Genomic DNA, 20,138 nt, shown 5'->3' with positions numbered 1-20,138 from the left:
TGTATCCCCCTATATAATTTGGTAGTGAAAACATGTTTTTTCTCCTGTATGACAAGCAGGTCCCACTTGCTTTACGACAACAACAATTGAATCTTGATCACAATCTAAATAAAGAGATTGCACATATTGGACATTTCCTGATGTTTCTCCTTTATTCCATAACGATTGTCTTGAACGAGAATAAAACCATGTTCTTTTCGTTTCTAGCGTTTTTTCATATGCTTCTTCATTCATATAAGCTAGCATTAAAACTTCTTTTGTCCCTTCTTCAATTACAACTGCTGGTAATAATCCTTTTGAAAAGTTAGGTTTCATAACCGCACCTCAACATTTGCATTTCTTAATTTTCTCTTTACGTCCTGCACTGTCGCCTCACCATAATGAAAGATGGATGCCGCAAGTGCTGCATCAACTGTTGTCTTTTGAAAAACTTCTATAATGTGATCAACGTGACCACATCCGCCTGACGCGATGACTGGTACGGAAACGCTTTTTGAAATTTCTTCTGTTAAACGAAGATCATACCCGTTTTTCGTTCCATCTGCATCCATACTCGTTAACAAAATTTCGCCTGCCCCTAGCTCGGCAACGCGTTTTGCCCACCCGATTGCATCCATACCCGTATCAACTCTTCCGCCGTTCACATAAACATTCCACTTTTCTTCTGCTACTTTTCTAGCATCAATTGCTACGACAATACATTGTGAGCCAAAGTGTTCTGCCCCTTCTTCAATTAGCTTTGGATTTCGCACTGTCGCTGAGTTGATTGAAACTTTATCCGCTCCAGCTCTTAGTAAATTGTACATATCTTTAACACTTGAAATCCCCCCGCCAACTGTAAGAGGAATAAATACTTTCGAAGCTGTTTTTTCTACAACATCTATAATTGTTTTTCGTCCTTCATGCGTTGCTGTAATATCTAAAAATACAATCTCATCTGCTCCCGCTTCATTATATAAAGCGGCTATTTCAACAGGATCACCGACGTCTTGTAACCCTATAAAATTTACACCCTTTACGACTCGGCCCTCTTTCACATCTAGACATGGAATAATACGTTTCGCTAACATAACTTTGTTACCTCTAACACTTCTTCTAAATCAATCGTTTTCTCATAAAGCGCCTTTCCAATTATGACACCGTATATATTCATATCATTTAATTTTTTCACATCTTGAATAGATGCCACTCCTCCAGAAGCAATAAGACGAATACCAACACTTTTTTGTAGTAACTCTAATTGCTCTAAATTCGGCCCTGCAAGTGTCCCGTCTTTCGAAATGTCTGTAAACACAATCGTTTGAACACCTACATTCTCCATTTGCTTTGCTAAATAAATGTAAGAAATTTCAGACACATCAAGCCAGCCTCTCGTTGCTACGAAACCATTTTTCGCATCAATTCCAACAATGATTTTCTCTTTATATAGAAGAACTGCTTCTTCTAAAAATGCCTTATCATAAAGAGCAGCTGTTCCTAAAATCACTTTATCTACACCTACTGACAATAACTTCTCTACCGCTACAAGTGATCGAATTCCTCCTCCAACTTGCACAGGAATACGTACTGCCTTGCAAATTCTTTCAATAACGAGCAAATTTACTGACTCGCCAGCAATTGCGCCATCTAAATCAACAATGTGCAACTTTTTCGCTCCCAATTTTTCGAATATAATCGCTTGCGCAACCGGATCTTCATTCATTACTGTTTCTTTACTAAACTCTCCTTGATAAAGTCTAACGCATCGCCCCTCTTTTAAATCGATAGCTGGGAAGATTTCCATGCCTCTACCACCCCTTTGAAATTTTTCAACATTTGCATTCCAATGTCACCGCTTTTTTCAGGATGAAACTGTGTGCCGTATATATTTCCTTTTGCTACAAAACCAGGTACTTTCACTCCATATTCACTTATCCCATACACAATTTCATTTGGACAATCTGCATAATAAGAGTGAACATAATATACGAAAGAACCGTCCTCTACTCCATTCCAAAGTGCTATTTCTCCCTCTTTCTTTAACTCATTCCATCCCATATGTGGAATTTTATAAGGAACCTTTAACTTTCGAATAACACCTGGCAATAAACTTAATCCGTTACAGTCTTGTAGTTCCTCACTTTTTTCAAATAAAAGCTGCATCCCTAGGCAAATGCCCAGAAGCGGTTTTCCTGAACGCCCGACTTCTTTTAACACTCGCACTAAATTTTTTTCTTCCAATACATCCATCGCTTTCGGAAATGCACCTACTCCTGGTAAGATTACTCCATCACTTCTAAAAATCTTTTCTTTATCACCCGTTACGATGTACTCTGCTCCAATATATTGTAATGCTTGTTCCACACTGCGAATATTTCCCATTCCATAATCTATAATAGCAATCAATTACAACATCCCTTTCGTGGAATTTACACCAGTAATGCTGGCATTTCTTTCGACTGCTTCTCTAAGCGCTCTACCAAACGCTTTAAATAACGCTTCAACTTTGTGATGTGTATTGCTTCCGTATAAAATGCGAGCGTGTAATGTAATATTGGCAGCATGAGCAACTGCTCTAAAAAATTCTTCTGTTAGTTCTGTATCAAAATCCCCTAGCTTCGGATTCGTTAATTCTCCTTGAAATACAATATATGAGCGCCCGCTAATATCAATTGCGACAAAACCTAAAGATTCATCCATCGGTACATATGCGGAGCCATAACGGTTAATCCCCTCTTTATTTTGCAATGCTTCTTTCAAACAATTTCCGAGTACAATTCCAACATCTTCAACTGTATGATGCGCATCAACGAATACGTCGCCTTCCGCCTCCACTTGTAAACCGAATCTTCCATGCCTTGCAAATAAAGTTAGCATATGATCAAAAAATCCAACTCCCGTTTGTACAGAAACGTTCTTGCCTTCATCAAGCTGCAAACTTAATTTGATTTTTGTTTCTGTCGTCTCACGTATTTGACTGCACTCACGCATTATTCTTCCTCCTCAAATCTTATTTGAATTGCTCTCGCATGCGCATGTAATCCTTCTTTATTGGCAAGTTCTACAATATGATGTTGTACATCTCTTAACGCGTCCTCCGTATAAGACAGAAAGCTTGATTTTTTCACGAAATCATCGACTGATAACGGTGAGAAAAACCTTGCCGTTCCACTTGTCGGTAACACGTGATTCGGTCCTGCTAAATAATCACCGAGCGGTTCCGGTGCATATGGACCAAGAAAGATAGATCCTGCATGTTTCACATAAGCTAGAGCATTCATCGGTTCTTTTATATGTAACTCTAAATGTTCTGGAGCGATTTCATTCGATAATTGTAGCGCCTCATCTAAAGAAGGAACGATAAAGATAGCTCCATTTCTATTTATCGATTCACGTGCAATTTCGCTTCTTGGTAATGTTTCTAACTGTCTTTCTATCTCTCTTTCTACTTCTTTTGCTAACTCTATATTCGTTGTAATACAAATTGCTGTTGCTCTCTCGTCATGTTCTGCTTGCGATAATAAATCAGCAGCGATATATTTTGCATTACCGGTTTCATCAGCAATAACTACAATTTCTGACGGTCCAGCAATCATATCGATATTTACTATTCCGTATACTTCTCGTTTCGCCAGAGCGACGTACAAATTTCCTGGTCCAACTATTTTATCCACTTTTGGAATCGATTCCGTCCCATATGCTAAAGCAGCAATTGCTTGCGCACCACCTATCTTATAAATTTCATCTACTCCTGCAAGGCTTGCAGCAACTAAAATATGTGGATCAATTCCTTCTTCTCTCGGCGGTGTTACCATTACAATCTTTTTCACACCAGCGAGTTTTGCTGGCAATACATTCATTAATACTGATGAAGGATACGAAGCAGTTCCGCCTGGCACATATACTCCTACATTCTCTAACGGCCGAATAATTTGTCCTCTAATGATGCCATTACTCGCGCAATCGAATATGGATTGCCTTTTTTGCTTTTCGTGATATGAAATAATGTTTTTCTTCGCCTCTTGTAACGCTTCTAAAAATGAATTCTCTACAAACATACCCGCTCGTTTTATTTCTTCTTCACTTACACGAAACTCTTTAATCTCCACACCATCAAACTTTTTTGTATAAAAAGATAGAGCCTCATCCCTACTCTCCCTTACATTACGAACAATTTCGCTTACACTTCTTTGAACAGTTTCTTCTATTATATTAGCGTTTTCTCGTAGCAATTTTATTTTCGATAACGCCTTTTGAAAATCTTCACAAACAATCTCCATTACAAGTCCCCCTATTTTCCTGACAAAATTTCTTGCTCCATCATATTTATAATACTGAATATTTCGTCTTTTTTAGTTTTTAATGCAGCCTTATTTACAATCATTCGAGCAGATATAGAACATATTTCCTCAAATACAATGAGCCCATTTTCTTGTAATGTTTTTCCTGTTTCCACAATATCAACAATCGCATCTGCCAATCCAAGAATAGGAGCGATTTCTACAGATCCTTCTATTTTTATAATTTCTACATCCTCCCCTTTATCATGAAAATAGTTAGAAGTAATATGTGGATATTTCGTCGCAATACGTTTCTTCCGGTAGCTCTTCGGGTTATAAGTAGGAATAGAAGCAACACAAAACTTACATACGCCTACTCCTAAATCCAACATTTCATAAATATCTTTCTCATTTTCCATTAAAATATCTTTTCCAACGATCCCAATATCAGCTACTCCATGTTCTACATAAGTAGCAACATCTACTGCTTTCACTAAAATAAATGAGACATCTGTATTTTTACTTTGAAAGACAAGCTTTCGTCCTTTATTTTTGAGCTCTGAACAATCAATTCCAATCTGCTCAAAGAGTGGAATCACATGTTTTTCTAATCTTCCTTTCGTTAACGCAATTTGAATGTTACGCATGAAGTTTCTCCTTCTTTCTGGACTACCCATTTCTCTTTCCATACATATTCCACTAATGATTCGTTCTTTGCCTCTACGACCGTTACTACTTTATTTTTTCTTGCAAATTGAAAGGTGTCATTTATATTAGAGAATAAAGATAGCTCTACTTTTTTTCCGTCCTTTTGAAGTAAATTTCGCAATCTTTCCGCTTCTGCTAATCTATTTAACTTATAATGAATGATAATATCTATTCTCTTTCTTTCATATGGTTCTTGCTGCTCTTGCAGCGCCTTCACAATTTGATTGACTTGCACCGCGAGTCCAACAGCCGGCAGCATCTCTCCAAAATTTCCAATTAACTCATCATATCTTCCGCCACTAACAATTTCTTCTCCAATTTCATATATATACCCTTTGAAAATAACTCCCGTATAGTAATCTAAATGTTGGATCATACCTAAATCAATTGATATGTAAGATCCATAGCCTAGTTTTTCAATTGCTTCATATATTTCTTTCACTCTTGCAATCGCCATTTTCATTTCATTACTTGAGGCGAGTTTTTCTGCTTCCTCAATCACTTCTAAATTCCCAAATAGCCTTGGTAATTTCTCAAGTAATCTTACTGTTTCATCACATCGATCTAATTTCTTTTCTCTAATAAAATTTGATAGAGCCGCATAATTTTTACTTTCAATGTATGTCCTAAGTACTCTCTCTTCTTCCTCATGAATGGAGAGTTTTTTTACAATACATTTATATAACTGCACTTGCCCAATCTCTATTGTAAAAGATTGCACCTTCACCTTTTGAAGTGATTGAATGACGCTTATGACGCATTCAATTTCAGCTCTTACGTTATCAATCCCTATAATTTCAATACCACTTTGTACAATTTCATTATATTTTCCAGTAAGGGACTCATTCGCCCGAAATACATTCCCGCCATACGTCAGTTTAAGCGGCGTATCCCACCTCTGCGTTCCCATCACTCTCGCTAAAGGAATTGTCATATCTGGACGTAACACGATAATCCGTCCCTTTTCATCAAAAAATTTATACATCTTTTCTTCATCTATCGGTCTATTTTGAAAGGCAAAAACATCATAAAATTCAATTGTAGGTGTCCTTATTTCCTCATAACCTCGCCCTAAAAAAGTACGTCTTAATTTTTGCTCCACTTCTTCAATTAACGTACATTCTTCGAATAAATAGTCTCTCGTTCCATTTGGGTTTGCCCGTTTCCATTTTGTCATCTAAATTCTCACACCTTTCCCTTTCTAATGTATGCCCATTTCATTCACCTAAACCGAAAATAAAAAGAGCCTTGTAGACAAAATACCTACAAGGCTCTTTAGTAGAGTGTAGGTACAACGGGAATAACCCTTGTGCCTACACGTTTTCACGCTAGGTTCAAGGGCTTTATGTATGATGATGTAGTTGTGTAAGCATTTTAATAGATTGCATGATATTCATAATACTTACTCCCTTTCTCCTCTGATTTTTACATAGTATATAATACTTCATTCTGAATGTAAATAAATTTTGAACATTCCGTTTTTTTAATATAAAGCTACTTTCCTTTCATACTCTACAATTTCTTGATGATATTGCATCGTAATACTAATTTCGTCTAGACCATTTAATAATTTCTCTTTCCACATTTTCTCGATTGTAAAATGAAACCTGTGCGTACTCGTTGTAATTACTTCATTCTTTAAATCTACTTCTATTTGTTCTCTCGCATCCGTTTTGGCAAGTTGTTCTCGCATTTTTTTATCCATTACAATTGGTAACATACCATTTTTCATACAATTCATATAAAAAATATCTGCAAACCCGCCGGCGATAATAACGCGAAAACCATAATCAGCAAGCGCCCACGGAGCATGTTCTCTTGAAGAACCACAACCAAAATTATCACCTGTAATTAATATACTTGCTCCTTTTCTATCTTGTGCATTAAGCGGAAAATTAGGGTTTTCATGGCGGTTATTATCATAACGCCATTCATCGAATAAATATTTTCCAAATCCCGTCCTTTCAATTCTCTTTAAGTATTGCTTCGGGATAATTTGATCTGTATCAATGTTATCATTCATCAGTACTGCAGCAGTACCTTTATGAATACGAAATGGCTCCATCATAACTCTCCTTTCTAGTATCAACAAAATGACCGTATAACGCAGCTGCTGCTGCCATCGCTGGACTAACTAAATGTGTTCGTGCCCCTTTTCCTTGTCTTCCTTCAAAATTACGATTTGAAGTCGAAGCACAATGTTCTCCTTCAGGTACTTGATCTGGATTCATTCCAAGACACATTGAACATCCAGGTTCTCTCCATTCAAATCCAGCTTCTTCAAATATGTGATGTAGCCCTTTTTGCATCGCAGCTTCTCTTACTCTTTTCGATCCAGGCACAACGAGCGCTCGCACACCTTCTTTTACCTTTCTCCCTTTGACAACAGATGCAGCAATTTCTAAATCAGAAAGCCTGGAATTTGTACAAGATCCAATGAAAACATGCTGAACAGGAATGTCATACGTGCTTTGTCCAGGGCTTAATCCCATATAAGAAAATGCTCTTTCGTCATTTGCATCCTGCTTTTCTGGCAATTTTTCATCAATACGAACACCCATACTCGGATTTGTTCCCCATGTAACGTACGGTGCTAAATCCGTCACATCTATCGAAATATGCAAATCATAAATTGCATCTGAATCTGTATAAAGTTCAGACCATTTCTTCTCGAATGTTTCAAAGTCTTTCGGTGCATATTTACGTCCTTTTACATAAGCAAATGTTTTTTCATCTGGTGCTATAATACCAGCCTTTGCTCCTCCTTCAATTGCCATATTACAAAGCGTCATTCTCTCTTCCATCTCCATAGCCTCAATCGTCTCTCCGTAAAATTCCATTACATACCCAGTTCCAACTGCTACACCGTACTTTGAAAGGAAATGCAAAATAATATCTTTTGCGTAAACACCTTTCTGTAATTTTCCTTTTAACTCAATACCCATCGCTTTCGGCTTTCGTTGCCATAACGTTTGCGTTGCCAATACGTGCTCCACTTCACTCGTACCAATGCCAAATGCTAGCGCGCCAAACGCACCATGCGTTGCTGTATGACTATCACCACAAACAATTGTTTTTCCTGGTTGTGTAAGTCCGAGTTCTGGTCCGATAACATGAACAATCCCTTGCTCTTCATCTCCGATATCCGCTAACGGCACCTGAAATTGTTTACAATTTTCCCGGAGTGTATCTAGTTGCTGCTTCGCAATACGATCTGTAATATTCCAAACATCTTTCGTCGGAATATTATGATCCATCGTTGCGAATGTTAAATCAGATCTGCGAACCGTTCGATTTGTAAGCCGCAAGCCTTCAAAGGCTTGCGGTGACGTTACCTCATGAACAAGATGAAGATCGATATATAATAAATCTAATCCATTTTCGTTTGTCGTAACTACGTGTCTTTCCCAAAGTTTATCTAGCAGCCTTTTTCCCATTATCTCCCTCTCCCTACTAACGCTTGCTCTTCCATCTCTTGTATAACTGCCTTCGTAAATGAAGTTGTCGTTTCAGTTCCCCCGATATCTGCTGTACATTTCCCTAATTTAAGGACTGCTGAAATTGCTTCTTCAATTGCACACCCTTCTCTCGTTAATCCGAACGATTGCCCAAGCATCATTGCAACAGAGCGCATCATTGCAATTGGATTTGCCTTATTTTTCCCCGCAATATCCGGTGCTGATCCGTGAATAGGCTCGTATAATGAAGGTCCCTTTTCCGCATGACTTGCTGATGGAAGCATTCCTAATGATCCCGCTAATACGGAAGCCTCGTCACTCAAAATATCCCCAAATAAATTTTCCGTTACAATTACATCAAACCGTCCTGGATTCCGAATTAACTCCATCGCAGCTGCATCTACTAAAATATGTTCTAGTTCAACGTCTGGATAACGAAGTGCTACTTCGTCCGTAACAGTTCTCCATAGTTTACTAGATTCTAAAACATTCGCCTTATCAATAGATGTTACTTTCTTCTTCCGCTTACTCGCTAATTGAAAGGCATAAGAAACGATCCGTTCAATTTCATGACGATGATACGTAAGTGTATCTGTTGCTACTTCGTCCGTTCGTTCTTTCGGATAAGAAAAATAAATTCCGCCTGTTAATTCACGAACGACAACGAAATCAATTTCATCAGCGTTTTTTAATGGCGATAAATGTGCCGTTGCGCTTTCTACCGTTACAGGGCGAACATTTGCAAATACTCCAAGTCCTTTTCTTAGAGCTAATAATCCTTTCTCCGGTCTTTCTTTCGCGCTATCCCACCTTGGTCCACCAACCGCTCCAAGTAAAACCGCATCACTTGCTAAACAAGCGGCAAGCGTTCGTTGCGGTAATGGTTGCCCATTTAAATCGATAGCACTCCCGCCAAAATACTCATCTTGCAAATGAAAATGATGCCCATATAACCTCTCTACCATATGCAATACTTCCTTCGCACTTTCCATAACTTCCGGGCCAACACCATCACCAGCTAAACAAACGATACGTTTTTCCAATTTCAACACTCCTTTTAACTGAATTTTCAGAACTTTATTTTGATAGGTGAGGAAAGCTTCTCTCACCTATCAAACACTTATTTCACAAGCTGGATAAAAGATTTCAATTTCCCTGCTGCATGGACATATGCTCTCGCCGAAGCTTCCAATACGTCTTGTGCAACACCAAAACCTGATACTTGATGCGTTCCTTCTTTTAATTCAACATGAACATGAGCCAGTGCATCTTGACCTTGTGTAATAGATTGTATGCGATAATCCGCCAATTCACATTCTAATCCTAAAATTCTTTGGATTGCATTATAAATCGCTTCAATACTACCAGAACCAGTGGCTGCATCTTCGTATACATTTCCTTCTTCGTCTTTTAGCACAACTGTCGCGCATTGTGTACTATTTGAGACAAAATGTACTTGTAGTTGCGTAATGTTATATTGCTGAGCCGCAAATGCTGATTCCCCAAGCATAAGTGCACGTAAATCTTCCTCAGTAATTTCCTTCTTACGATCAGCTAATTTTTTAAAGGCTTCAAACACCGCATCTCGTTCTTCCTTTGTAAATTCATAGCCAAGCTCTTTCATTTTTTCTGTAAACGCGTGACGTCCAGAATGTTTTCCAAGTACGAATAGATTTTGAGATTCGCCTATTAGCGCTGGTTCAATAATTTCATATGTTGTCACTTCTTTTAAAACACCATCTTGATGAATTCCGGATTCATGAGCAAATGCATTCGCTCCAACAATCGCTTTATTTTTCGGTACAACCATACCTGTTAATCTGCTTACTAATGTACTCGTCGCTTTAATCTCTTTTAACGTCATAGAAGACTCCGCTTTATAGAGATCTTTTCTAATATGAAGAGCAACTGCGACCTCTTCTAGCGCCGCATTCCCTGCTCTTTCTCCAATTCCATTAATTGTTCCTTCTACTTGCAACGCTCCGCCTTCAACCGCAGCTAATGAATTTGCTACTGCCATCCCAAGATCATCGTGACAATGACAAGAGAAAATTGCTTTTTCATATGAAGGAACGGATTCTTGTAAGTATTTAAAAAGAGAATAATATTCTTCTGGATTCGTATATCCAACTGTATCTGGAATATTAATTACATTCGCTCCTGCACGAATCGCAACTTCAACTGCTTCAGCTAAAAAATCTCTTGCTGTTCTGGTCGCATCTTCTGCAGAAAATTGTACTGTCGGAAATAATGATTTCCCGAGTGTAACCGAGCGGTGAATACTATCTAATACATCTTCTTTTGACATACAAAGTTTATATTTCATATGAATATTACTTGTAGCTAAGAATACGTGTAGACGAGGAGATACAGCACCTTTCACCGCTTCATATGCTCTTCGAATATCACTTTCTTTCGCTCTAGCTAAACTCATAACTGTAGCATTTTGAATGGTATTTGCGATGCGTTTTACCGATTGAAAATCCCCTTCGGAAGCTGCTGCAAAGCCAGCTTCCATGACATGAATACCTAGTCTCTCTAATTGCCTTGCAATTTGCAATTTCTCTTGTTCATTTAAATTTACTCCTGGTGATTGTTCGCCATCACGTAGCGTTGTATCCATGAACAAAATCTGCTTCATATTATTTAACCCCTGCCTTTACTCGCGGCTGTACAAACGGCATCATTTCACGTAATTTACGTCCAACTACTTCGATTTCGTGTTCATTCTCTTTCTCATTTGTCGCATGGAAATTTGGTTTTCCTGCTTTATGCTCTGCAATCCAGCCTCTTGCAAATGTACCATCTTGAATTTCTGCTAGCACTGCACCCATCGCTTTCTTCGTATCTTCCGTTACAACGCGTGGTCCTGATACGAAGTCGCCCCACTGCGCTGTATCTGAAACTGAATATCTCATATTTTCAAGTCCGCCTTCATACATAAGGTCAACGATTAGTTTTAGTTCATGTAAACATTCAAAATATGCAAGTTCCGGTTGATAACCAGCATCAACTAACGTTTCAAAACCAGCTTTTACTAGCGCAGTTACTCCGCCACAAAGTACAGCTTGCTCTCCAAATAAATCTGTTTCTGTTTCTTCTTTAAATGTCGTTTCTAATACACCAGCTCTCGTCGCTCCAATTCCATCGGCATAAGAAAGTGCCTTTTCAGTCGCAACTCCTGTTGCATCTTGGTATACTGCAAATAATGCAGGAACAGCTCCGCCTTCAGCAAATGTACGGCGCACAAGATGACCTGGCCCTTTTGGCGCTACTAGAAATACATCTACATTAGCTGGTGGTTTCACTTGATCAAAGTGAACATTAAATCCGTGTGCAAAAACGAGAGAATTTCCTGCCTTTAAATTTGGCGCAATTTCCGCTTCATATACTTCTGGCTGGAGTTCATCTGGTAGTAGAATCATTACTACATCAGCTTTTTCCGCTGCTTCTGCTACTGTATATACAGAAAACCCATCTTCTTTCGCTTTATCCCAAGACTTCCCTTTTCTTAAACCTACTACTACATCAAATCCGTTATCACGTAAGTTTTGCGCATGCGCATGACCTTGCGAACCATATCCAATGATTGCTACTTTCTTTTCTTTTAATACATTTACCGTTACATCTTTCTCATAATAAACTTTTGTCATTTTCATTTCCCCCTATATTTAAATGATTATTGAATTAACATAACTTGCTTATCTTGTTTTTTCATACTACGCGTAAATGCTGTTACACCTGTTCTAGCAATCTCTTTCAAACCATACGGACGAAGTAATTCAATTAATGCTTCTACTTTCTCCTGCGTACCAGTTACTTGCACAACTATGGAATCCTTCCCAACATCTATTACAGCGGCTCGAAACGGTTCAATTAAACTATATAATTCTGCTCTTGCTACTGATGTTGCTACTTTAATAAGTGCAAGTTCTCTTGCGATCATCGCTTCTTCTGTAATATCTGATACTTTCAGAACATCAATTTGCTTATGAAGTTGTTTAATTAACTGTTCCACTTGCTGTTCATTTTCAACGTGTACAACAATCGTCATCCGCGATATGTCTGATGATTCCGTATGACCTACTGAAATACTTTCAATATTAAAATGTCTTCGTGTCATAACACCCGTAATTCGGTTTAACACACCACTTTGATTTCGAACTGTCGCTGTAACAATTCTCTTCACCTTTTTTCCACTCCCTCCATTTGGTGAACACCTTTCCCTGGCGCAACCATCGGCATTACCTTTTCTGATTGAAGTACACGGCAATCAATTACGACTGGTTCTTGTAATTTAATCGCCTGCTGTATTTGCTTCTTTGCAAGAAGTGGATCATCTATACGAACTCCTTTTATGCCATACGCATTCGCAAGAGCGACGAAATCTGGTTGACACGACAGCAAAGAGTGCGAGTATCTTTGATTATAAAATTCATCTTGCCATTGTCTTACCATTCCTAAAGCTTCATTATTTAAAATAAATACTTTAACAGGCAATGAGTGTTCTTTTAACACACTTAATTCTTGCAAGGTCATTTGAAATCCAGCGTCACCTACAATTGCAATAACTAGTTCCTCAGGCTTTGCAATTTGCGCACCAATTGCTGCTGGAAATCCGAAGCCCATCGTTCCTAACCCTCCTGAAGTTACCCATTTATCAGGAGTTTTGAGCGGATAATATTGGGCTGCCCACATTTGATGTTGCCCAACATCTGTTGTTACAATCGCTTCTCCTTTCGTAATTTCATATAACATATCAATTGCGTATTGAGGCTTAATACTTTCCGAATTTCGTTTATAAGAGAATGGATACTTTTCTTTTCTACTCTTTAGTAAAGAGATCCATTCATGATGATTTTCTTTCTTTCCTTCTGGTTGAAGTAATACTTCCAAAGCTCGCTTAGCACTTGCAACAATAGGAATTTCAGTCGGCACATTTTTTCCGATTTCGGCTGGATCAATATCGATATGCGCAACAGTCGCCTTTTTAGCAAAATAAGCTAAATTCCCAGTAAGACGATCGTCGAATCTTGCACCTATATTAATAAGTAAGTCGCATTCATATAACGCCATATTAGCTGTGTAAGAACCGTGCATTCCTCCCATTCCTAGAAAAAGTTCATCATCTGGCGGAAACCCACCAAGACCAAGTAATGTATGCACAACAGGAATTTCATATTTACGAGCAAAACTTGTTAACTCTTTCGAAGCCTTCGCATGCAATACACCTGCTCCAGCTAAAATTAACGGCTTGTTTGCAGCCTTAATTGCTTGTAATAATTTGTTTATTTGGAGTAAATTCGGTTCATAATTAGGGTTGTATCCTGGTAAATCCATTTGTACGTCATTACATCGTTCTCCTTGCTCTACTACCATATCTTTCGGAAGGTCAATAACGACTGGGCCTGGTCTTCCTGTTCTAGCAATATGAAATGCTTCTTTAATAATTCGAGGTAAATCTGAAGCCTTTCGCACTTGATAGTTATGTTTTGTCACTGGCATCGTAAGCCCCATAATATCCGCTTCTTGGAAAGCATCACTGCCAATTAATGTCGTTGCTACTTGCCCTGTAAATACAACAAGTGGTAATGAATCAATCATCGCATCTGCTAGACCGGTAATAACATTTGTAGCACCTGGCCCACTCGTTGCAATGACAACCCCTGGATTGCCAGTAATTCTGGCATACCCTTCCGCGGCGTGAATAGCTCCTTGCTCATGCCTTGTTAAAATATGCGGAATTTCACAGTCATAGAGTGCATCATAAAGAGGTAAAACAGCACCACCAGGATAACCGAAAATCACTTCTACTCCTTCCTTTTCTAACGCTTCTAACAATAGCTGTGCACCAGTTGCCAGTTTCTCTTCCGTTTTTGAAGACATTGTTCTTATAAGCCCCCTTTTTGAAAACTTTTATCAATAAAAAAAATCCTACGTCCACACTCCAGCTATGTGCTGAAGGGACGAAAGATTTCGCGGTACCACCCTTCTTCGCAAGAATACTCTTGCCTCAGTGACCCATAAATGAGTCTAGCTAATAACGGAGCTACCGTCTAAGCCTAGACAAATGCTTCAGCTTAGCACTCAAGGGCGATGTTCGTCGACGTGAACCATCGGTTTTCAGCAACCACCGACTCTCTGTGAGGCTTCACAATCAACTACTCCTCCCTCTCAACGCTTTCTTATGTTATAAAAAGTTGCTATCCAACTTTATTTTCTTCGTAAATCTTCTCTCCATCTTCTATAACTAACTTTCGGAATTCTTCTAATAAACGATTCGTATGTGGACCTGTTTGCCCTAAACCAATCGTTCTACCATCTACTGTCGTAACAGCAATTACTTCAGCAGCCGTTCCTGTTAAAAATACTTCATCAGCTACATATACATCATGTCTTGTAAATAACTCTTCTCTAACGTCATATCCAAGTTTTTCACCGATTTCTAATATAGCGTTTCGTGTAATGCCTTCTAACGCTCCAGCAGAACTTGGTGGTGTAATTAATTTATTTCCTTTTACAATAAACACGTTATCTCCTGAGCCTTCAGCTACGTATCCTTGATCATTTAACATAAGTGCTTCTTGTACTCCAGCTAATTTCGCTTCAATACGAACTAAAATATTGTTTAAGTAATTTAAAGATTTTACTTGAGGCGACAAAACATCTGGACGGTTTCGGCGCGTTGCAACTGTTACAACCGGAATCCCCTTTTCATAATATTCTTGCGGGAATAAAGATAGTTGTTCTGCAATTACTACTACATTCGGTTTCTTACAAGAATCAGGATCTAATCCAAGATTTCCTGCTCCTCTCGATACAACAAGGCGAATGTATCCATTAGATAATTTATTTTGTCGAATCGTCTCAACAACAATATTCGTTACTTCATCTAAAGAATATGGAATTTCTAACATAATGGATTTTGCTGATTCATATAACCGGACAAGATGCTCTCTCAAACGGAAAACATTACCGCTATAAACTCTAATTCCTTCAAATACTCCATCGCCATATAAATAACCATGATCATATACTGAAACTTTTGCCTCGTCTTTTGGAACAAATTCTCCATTTAAGAAAATCCATTGCTCGTTCACTGGAAAGCGCCTCCTATGTTCTATGAATTTTTTATTGTTTCCTAGTTTACTCTCCTTTCTAAATAAATCAAGTGAATTTTTAGAAAATTTATAATTTTTAATCGTACGTACATCTTTGATTATATTGATTTAACAGCATTGTTAACGTTTACAAAAAGTCAAAAAAATTTTTTCGCCAATTTTCACTAAAAAAAATATTTGTTTAAAAGAAGGATTTTCATCAATTGATACGAATCTATTGTATTCAATAAACGGACGTCCGTTTTTATAAATTCGGGAATATATAACGACTTTTGCTGAAAAAGGGGGAAAATAATAAAAATAACGCTGTCTAAAAATAACATTCATATTTTTCATTTCGTAATCATAATCCTATTTTTAAAAAACAATTTGTCAAAATGAAGGAGGAAAACAATATGGCGTGTGTACAAATTAAAGGAACGAGACAAGAGGTAGTAGAAATGCTTCAACTATTTGATCTAATGGATACGAAAGGTTTTTGTAAATTCGATAATTATGTAGAGGTAGAACCAAATAATAAAGAACATAATAATTTTATTGCTTCAATTGACATTCACTCAAATACTTCTTCCAGCCAAGATACTTTAAACGATCAATTCGTAAGTCAAATGCTTACTGGTGTATATAACGACTAAACAAAGATTTACTTCCTACCGTCTTTTCATAAATATATGCAGTGGACTTGAGCATACTAGCAACTAGATGGTAGGAGGTAAGAATTATGGCTAGAATTGGTGTTGAAAACTCATTAACAGATGTTCAACAAGCTCTTCAGCAACAGGGACATGAAGTTGTTACCCTAGGTTCCGAACATGATGCACAAGGGTGCGATTGTTGTATTGTAACTGGGCAAGATTCTAATATGATGGGTATTGCAGATGCATCAATTAAGGGATCGGTAATTACAGCTCATGGTTTAACAACAGATGAAATTTGTCAGCAAGTTGAGAGCCGCACTTAAATTTAATATACAAAAAGAAAGAGGACTCCTTTTGAAAAGGAGTCCTCTTTTTTATATTCACCTAACGGGAAAGTAACATATACTGGATGAAAGCCCTACCTCTCTCTCATCATTACGGTTCCACTGACCGCTCCTTGATTCACTAGTATACATATAAAGCCTACAATAATAATTTATAGGGTTTGTTCACAAAAGTTGTTGGTAAGACTACCCGATCTTTCGCAAACTTTTCGTATTATATTTATAAGGTTTATTTACTTTACACTAGCTGTAACCGAGACACGAATTAAAATTTTAACACCAATACAATAACTTGTCAACATTTTTTACAAATTAAAAACAGACAGTAACGGTTTGTCTGTTTTAGAATGGAGCTTTTTCTTTTATTACATATACAACAAAACCGCTTACTAACATACATAAGCCAACTACTAAGTTTTTGATATTAATCATAAATTCCTCTCCCTTATTCCACACATCATATATATTTACAGTTCAATTATTCCGATCATCATAAAGCGCACTTTTTCTAATATATCACAATTCCTAAAAAATGCAAGTTCACTTTTGGCGACCATTTACAAATTTATCTACAGTGCTTGGTACAGTATTTAAAGCCTTCTCAATTAAATGTGTACTACTATTGAGGTGTAATACTTGCACACCGTTAGAACCAACTACTAAAAAAGCAACTGGGCTAATGGAAACCCCAGCCCCGCTTCCGCCTCCAAACGGATGGCTTTGCTTGTTCTCTTTATGCTGCCCTTGTCCGTTATTATGCTTTTCGGAAATAAAATCACCTTTAAAGTCACTTCCGCCGGCACCAAAACCAAAAGCCACTTGAGATACTGTTAATACTACATTTCCATCAGCCGTTGAAACTGGACTTCCAACAATCGTATTTACATCTACCATCTCTTTTAAATTTGTCATTGCTGTTTTCATTAAATTTTCAATTGGATGTTCCATTATGTATTGCACCCTTTCCTCATTATTCTTTTTTATACTTTCCAAAATAGAGGAAGTCATACTAACTTTTCCTATTTCAAAAAAACAATTCCACTCTTCTAAATGGAATTACGCCTTGTACTCGCTCGGATAAAGTGAAACTTTAATCAGCAGGGCTTTGTTCATCACCCACTGATTATTAGCCTTCAGCAATCAGGCGTTTGCGGGCCACAAATAGCGGGATAAAAAAAAACAAGAGATGCATACTACTATTGAACCTTGTTATGAAAGGAGTCATGACTTTGACTGAGAAATTTGATGAGTATAAAAAAAGAGATAGAATAGATAGTGATTATAGTGACTACAAAGAAGAATATGCAGCTGAGGTTGCACCACAGCGCATTGATTATGATTACGATGAGAAAGATAATAAAGATGATGTAAGATCGTCCGCCGCTGGATCAACGGCTGGCTTTATCGCTCTTGCCTTATCTATCTTATCACTATTTACCTTCCCAACATTATTTGGTCTTGTTTCTGTATTACTAGGGATCTACGCTTATAATCGCGGAGCTACTGTAACTGGTGGTATCGCTGCGATTGTCGGCGGAATTGCAGCACTCATTGCAATTTTATTCCGAGTAGCGCTTATCGGTTTATTGTTCTCCCTTTTTTAAAAAGAAAAAGGTATCTCGCTTATGCGGGATACCTTATCCTGTAAATACATCTTCCGATGGATATTTAATTTTTTGTTTTGCTGGTCGCGCTAAAGAAAAGACAAGTGTTAACGGTCCGATTAATCCACAAAACATAACAAACATAATAATACATTTTCCAAACGCTGATAACTTTGCAGTAATCCCCATCGTTAACCCTACTGTGCCGAACGCTGAAATTGTTTCAAATAGTAACTGAATAAAGCTGAAGTTTTCTGTAAGCATTAATACAAATACCGCTGCAAAAATGAGTATTTGACTGGCAACAGCAATCGCTAACGCTCTCGTTACTGTCGACATTTTAATTGTGCGCTGAAATAAAACGATTTCCTCTTTTTTTCTAAAGAAAGAAAGGACAGATGTAACTAAAATAACAAACGTTGTTAATTTAATCCCTCCACCCGTTGATACACTTCCTGCACCAATAAACATTAAAACCATCGTAAATAATATAGATGATTCTTCCATTCCCCCGTAGTCAACTGTATTAAATCCAGCAGTACGAGGAGTAATACCTTGGAAGAAAGAAGCCCATAACTTTTCATTTAAAGGTAAATTCCCTAACGTCTTCACATTATTATATTCCAATACAAAAATCACAATCATCGCTATAACATTTAGCGCTACTGTTCCGACAATCATGATTTTGGAATGAAGTGATAATTTTCGAAAGCTACGACTATACCATATATCAATTAATACTGTAAAACCGAGACCTCCTATTACGATTAATGAGCAAATCCCAATATTAATAATAGGATCTCCTACATACCTTGTTAAATTATCCGGCCATAGAGCAAATCCAGCATTATTATAAGATGCAATAACGTGAAAAATGCTATAATATACACCTTTTCCAAAACCAAACTCTGGAATAAAGCGAAACGATAAAAAAATGACTCCAATAAGCTCAATACAAATAGAAAATATAAAGACACGTTTTACTAATTTTACAAGACCACCTATATTTGTCTGATTAAATGCCTCTCCGATTAATAATCGATGGCGTAATCCGATTTTTTTACCTAATACCCAAACAATTAAAATGGCAATTGTCATAAGACCTAAACCACCCGTTTGAATTAAAAACATAATAACAATCTCGCCAAACATCGTAAACGTACTTGCAGTATCTACTACTCCCAATCCCGTTACAGTTGCTGCTGACGTTGCCGTAAAGAAAGCATCTACCCAACTAATATGTACTTTCGTTGCGAATGGTAACTTTAATAACAAACCGCCAACCACAATTAAGCAGAAAAAACCTAATGCTAATATTTGTGGTGGATTTAATCGTATAAAACGATTATACAGCCCTTGTCTTTTTGTTACTTCCATATTCACTAACTCCCTTTTCCCCTCATAACTAAAGGCTTATAAGAAACCTTACATAGCGGGATAAACCTTATATTCTTATAATATAGTTGAGCATAATCCTTTTTTTTAAAGATTTCAACTTTTATTTATACTCGAACTCCACTTCATTTTATGACAAGAAACTTTCTATTATATTTATTCGTACTCTACAACTCTTGCAACAAACATTTTATATGTATCATTTCTCAAATTCTCATACCTTTCACTCTATGTTCACACCAAGGTCACATCCAACTTTTATAGTATATGTATCGAAGTTGTTCCTCCCTAATTTATAAGACATTCCCCAGTGTCTTGAACAACTTCCATCCCTAATTAAATTGACATAAATTGTCCCCTTCCTTGACCATCTCTTATGTGATGGTCTTATTTTTTTGTTTACTCTATCTTCTATTTAAAACTCCCTCTCTCTTTCACTCTATGTTCACACCAAGGTCACATCCAACTTTTATAGTATATGTATCGAAGCTGTTCCTCCCTAATTTATAAGACATTCCCCAGTGTCTTGAATAGCTTCCATCCCTAATTAAATTGACATAAATTGTCCCCTTCCTTGACCATCTCTTATGTGATGGTCTTATTTTTTTGTT

General features: G+C 37.4%; 23 protein-coding genes and 1 other annotated feature. Of the genes, 3 read left to right on the top strand and 20 right to left on the bottom strand.

All coding sequences use genetic code 11. The annotated features are described in order from the left end of the window. Positions 1–9: 9 nt before the first annotated feature. From hisI to JDS82_RS30155, 17 genes are all read right to left on the bottom strand, one after another. Positions 10–315 (bottom strand): phosphoribosyl-AMP cyclohydrolase, encoded by a 306-nt coding sequence (gene hisI / locus JDS82_RS03485; RefSeq protein WP_048561390.1) that lies wholly within the window; start codon positions 313–315, stop codon positions 10–12. Then, positions 312–1,070: an imidazoleglycerol phosphate synthase cyclase subunit gene (gene hisF / locus JDS82_RS03480; protein WP_000880103.1), complete on the bottom strand. Its 759-nt coding sequence runs from the start codon at positions 1,068–1,070 to the stop codon at positions 312–314. Before hisF ends, hisI begins: the two co-directional genes overlap by 4 nt. Further along, positions 1,064–1,783: a 1-(5-phosphoribosyl)-5-[(5-phosphoribosylamino)methylideneamino]imidazole-4-carboxamide isomerase gene (gene hisA, locus JDS82_RS03475; protein ID WP_199712694.1), complete on the bottom strand. Its 720-nt coding sequence runs from the start codon at positions 1,781–1,783 to the stop codon at positions 1,064–1,066. The genes hisF and hisA overlap by 7 nt, the downstream gene beginning before the upstream one ends. After that, positions 1,756–2,385, bottom strand: coding sequence for an imidazole glycerol phosphate synthase subunit HisH (hisH, locus tag JDS82_RS03470; protein WP_199712686.1), 630 nt, complete (start codon positions 2,383–2,385; stop codon positions 1,756–1,758). Before hisH ends, hisA begins: the two co-directional genes overlap by 28 nt. Further along, entirely contained in the window at positions 2,386–2,970 is a 585-nt protein-coding gene (gene hisB / locus JDS82_RS03465) for an imidazoleglycerol-phosphate dehydratase HisB (protein ID WP_001206365.1), read from the bottom strand. Further along, positions 2,970–4,259 carry a histidinol dehydrogenase gene (hisD, locus tag JDS82_RS03460; RefSeq protein ID WP_199712678.1) on the bottom strand — a complete coding sequence of 430 codons (1,290 nt, stop codon included), beginning with the start codon at positions 4,257–4,259 and terminating at the stop codon, positions 2,970–2,972. The genes hisB and hisD overlap by 1 nt, the downstream gene beginning before the upstream one ends. Positions 4,260–4,270: 11 nt before the next feature. After that, positions 4,271–4,906 (bottom strand): ATP phosphoribosyltransferase, encoded by a 636-nt coding sequence (gene hisG, locus JDS82_RS03455; RefSeq protein WP_048561395.1) that lies wholly within the window; start codon positions 4,904–4,906, stop codon positions 4,271–4,273. Next, the gene (gene hisZ / locus JDS82_RS03450; protein WP_000170332.1) at positions 4,882–6,144 is read right to left on the bottom strand and encodes an ATP phosphoribosyltransferase regulatory subunit; all 1,263 of its coding nucleotides are present in this window, start codon (positions 6,142–6,144) and stop codon (positions 4,882–4,884) included. The genes hisG and hisZ overlap by 25 nt, the downstream gene beginning before the upstream one ends. 306 nt (positions 6,145–6,450) lie before the next feature. Then, entirely contained in the window at positions 6,451–7,032 is a 582-nt protein-coding gene (gene leuD, locus JDS82_RS03445; RefSeq protein ID WP_098096760.1) for a 3-isopropylmalate dehydratase small subunit, read from the bottom strand. Further along, the gene (gene leuC, locus JDS82_RS03440) at positions 7,010–8,404 is read right to left on the bottom strand and encodes a 3-isopropylmalate dehydratase large subunit (RefSeq protein ID WP_000520134.1); all 1,395 of its coding nucleotides are present in this window, start codon (positions 8,402–8,404) and stop codon (positions 7,010–7,012) included. Before leuC ends, leuD begins: the two co-directional genes overlap by 23 nt. After that, the gene (gene leuB / locus JDS82_RS03435) at positions 8,404–9,468 is read right to left on the bottom strand and encodes a 3-isopropylmalate dehydrogenase (RefSeq protein ID WP_048561397.1); all 1,065 of its coding nucleotides are present in this window, start codon (positions 9,466–9,468) and stop codon (positions 8,404–8,406) included. Before leuB ends, leuC begins: the two co-directional genes overlap by 1 nt. A 77-nt stretch (positions 9,469–9,545) precedes the next feature. Continuing rightward, entirely contained in the window at positions 9,546–11,066 is a 1,521-nt protein-coding gene (gene leuA, locus JDS82_RS03430) for a 2-isopropylmalate synthase (RefSeq protein ID WP_199712671.1), read from the bottom strand. 1 nt (position 11,067) lies between these two features. After that, complete coding sequence (gene ilvC / locus JDS82_RS03425; protein ID WP_095205719.1) at positions 11,068–12,084, bottom strand: ketol-acid reductoisomerase; 1,017 nt, start codon at positions 12,082–12,084, stop codon at positions 11,068–11,070. A gap of 20 nt (positions 12,085–12,104) precedes the next feature. Beyond that, positions 12,105–12,614, bottom strand: coding sequence for an acetolactate synthase small subunit (ilvN, locus tag JDS82_RS03420; RefSeq protein WP_000822948.1), 510 nt, complete (start codon positions 12,612–12,614; stop codon positions 12,105–12,107). Beyond that, the gene (gene ilvB, locus JDS82_RS03415) at positions 12,611–14,311 is read right to left on the bottom strand and encodes an acetolactate synthase large subunit (protein WP_199712665.1); all 1,701 of its coding nucleotides are present in this window, start codon (positions 14,309–14,311) and stop codon (positions 12,611–12,613) included. Before ilvB ends, ilvN begins: the two co-directional genes overlap by 4 nt. A gap of 73 nt (positions 14,312–14,384) precedes the next feature. Further along, positions 14,385–14,612, bottom strand: a binding site (T-box leader). Between the two features lie 16 nt (positions 14,613–14,628). Beyond that, on the bottom strand, positions 14,629–15,525 hold the full coding sequence (gene ilvE, locus JDS82_RS03410; RefSeq protein ID WP_001005497.1) for a branched-chain-amino-acid transaminase: 897 nt from the start codon (positions 15,523–15,525) through the stop codon (positions 14,629–14,631). Positions 15,526–15,666: 141 nt separating this feature from the next. Next, on the bottom strand, positions 15,667–15,882 hold the full coding sequence (locus JDS82_RS30155; protein ID WP_098057967.1) for a hypothetical protein: 216 nt from the start codon (positions 15,880–15,882) through the stop codon (positions 15,667–15,669). A 59-nt stretch (positions 15,883–15,941) separates the two neighbouring features. On the opposite strand from JDS82_RS30155, the gene JDS82_RS03400 reads away from it, so the two are divergent. Further along, positions 15,942–16,181 (top strand): DUF3911 family protein, encoded by a 240-nt coding sequence (locus tag JDS82_RS03400; protein WP_000752505.1) that lies wholly within the window; start codon positions 15,942–15,944, stop codon positions 16,179–16,181. Between the two features lie 86 nt (positions 16,182–16,267). After that, a complete protein-coding gene (locus JDS82_RS03395) occupies positions 16,268–16,507 on the top strand; it encodes a YkuS family protein (protein WP_000101009.1) in 240 nt (79 codons plus the stop codon). 363 nt (positions 16,508–16,870) lie between these two features. On the opposite strand, the gene JDS82_RS03390 is transcribed toward JDS82_RS03395, so the two are convergent. Further along, complete coding sequence (locus JDS82_RS03390) at positions 16,871–16,960, bottom strand: hypothetical protein (protein WP_000608225.1); 90 nt, start codon at positions 16,958–16,960, stop codon at positions 16,871–16,873. A gap of 108 nt (positions 16,961–17,068) precedes the next feature. Then, entirely contained in the window at positions 17,069–17,536 is a 468-nt protein-coding gene (gene ytfJ, locus JDS82_RS03385; protein ID WP_002096773.1) for a GerW family sporulation protein, read from the bottom strand. 203 nt (positions 17,537–17,739) lie between these two features. On the opposite strand from ytfJ, the gene JDS82_RS03380 reads away from it, so the two are divergent. Beyond that, positions 17,740–18,132, top strand: coding sequence for an imidazole glycerol phosphate synthase (locus JDS82_RS03380; RefSeq protein WP_074651135.1), 393 nt, complete (start codon positions 17,740–17,742; stop codon positions 18,130–18,132). Positions 18,133–18,165: 33 nt separating this feature from the next. Here the strand turns inward: JDS82_RS03380 and JDS82_RS03375 are convergent, their stop codons facing one another. Further along, positions 18,166–19,509, bottom strand: coding sequence for a TrkH family potassium uptake protein (locus JDS82_RS03375; RefSeq protein ID WP_000454120.1), 1,344 nt, complete (start codon positions 19,507–19,509; stop codon positions 18,166–18,168). Positions 19,510–20,138: the final 629 nt, after the last annotated feature.

Source organism: Bacillus cereus group sp. N14 (assembly GCF_016483555.1).
Taxonomy (GTDB): domain Bacteria; phylum Bacillota; class Bacilli; order Bacillales; family Bacillaceae_G; genus Bacillus_A; species Bacillus_A wiedmannii.
This window is presented reverse-complemented; position numbering and strand designations above follow the sequence as displayed.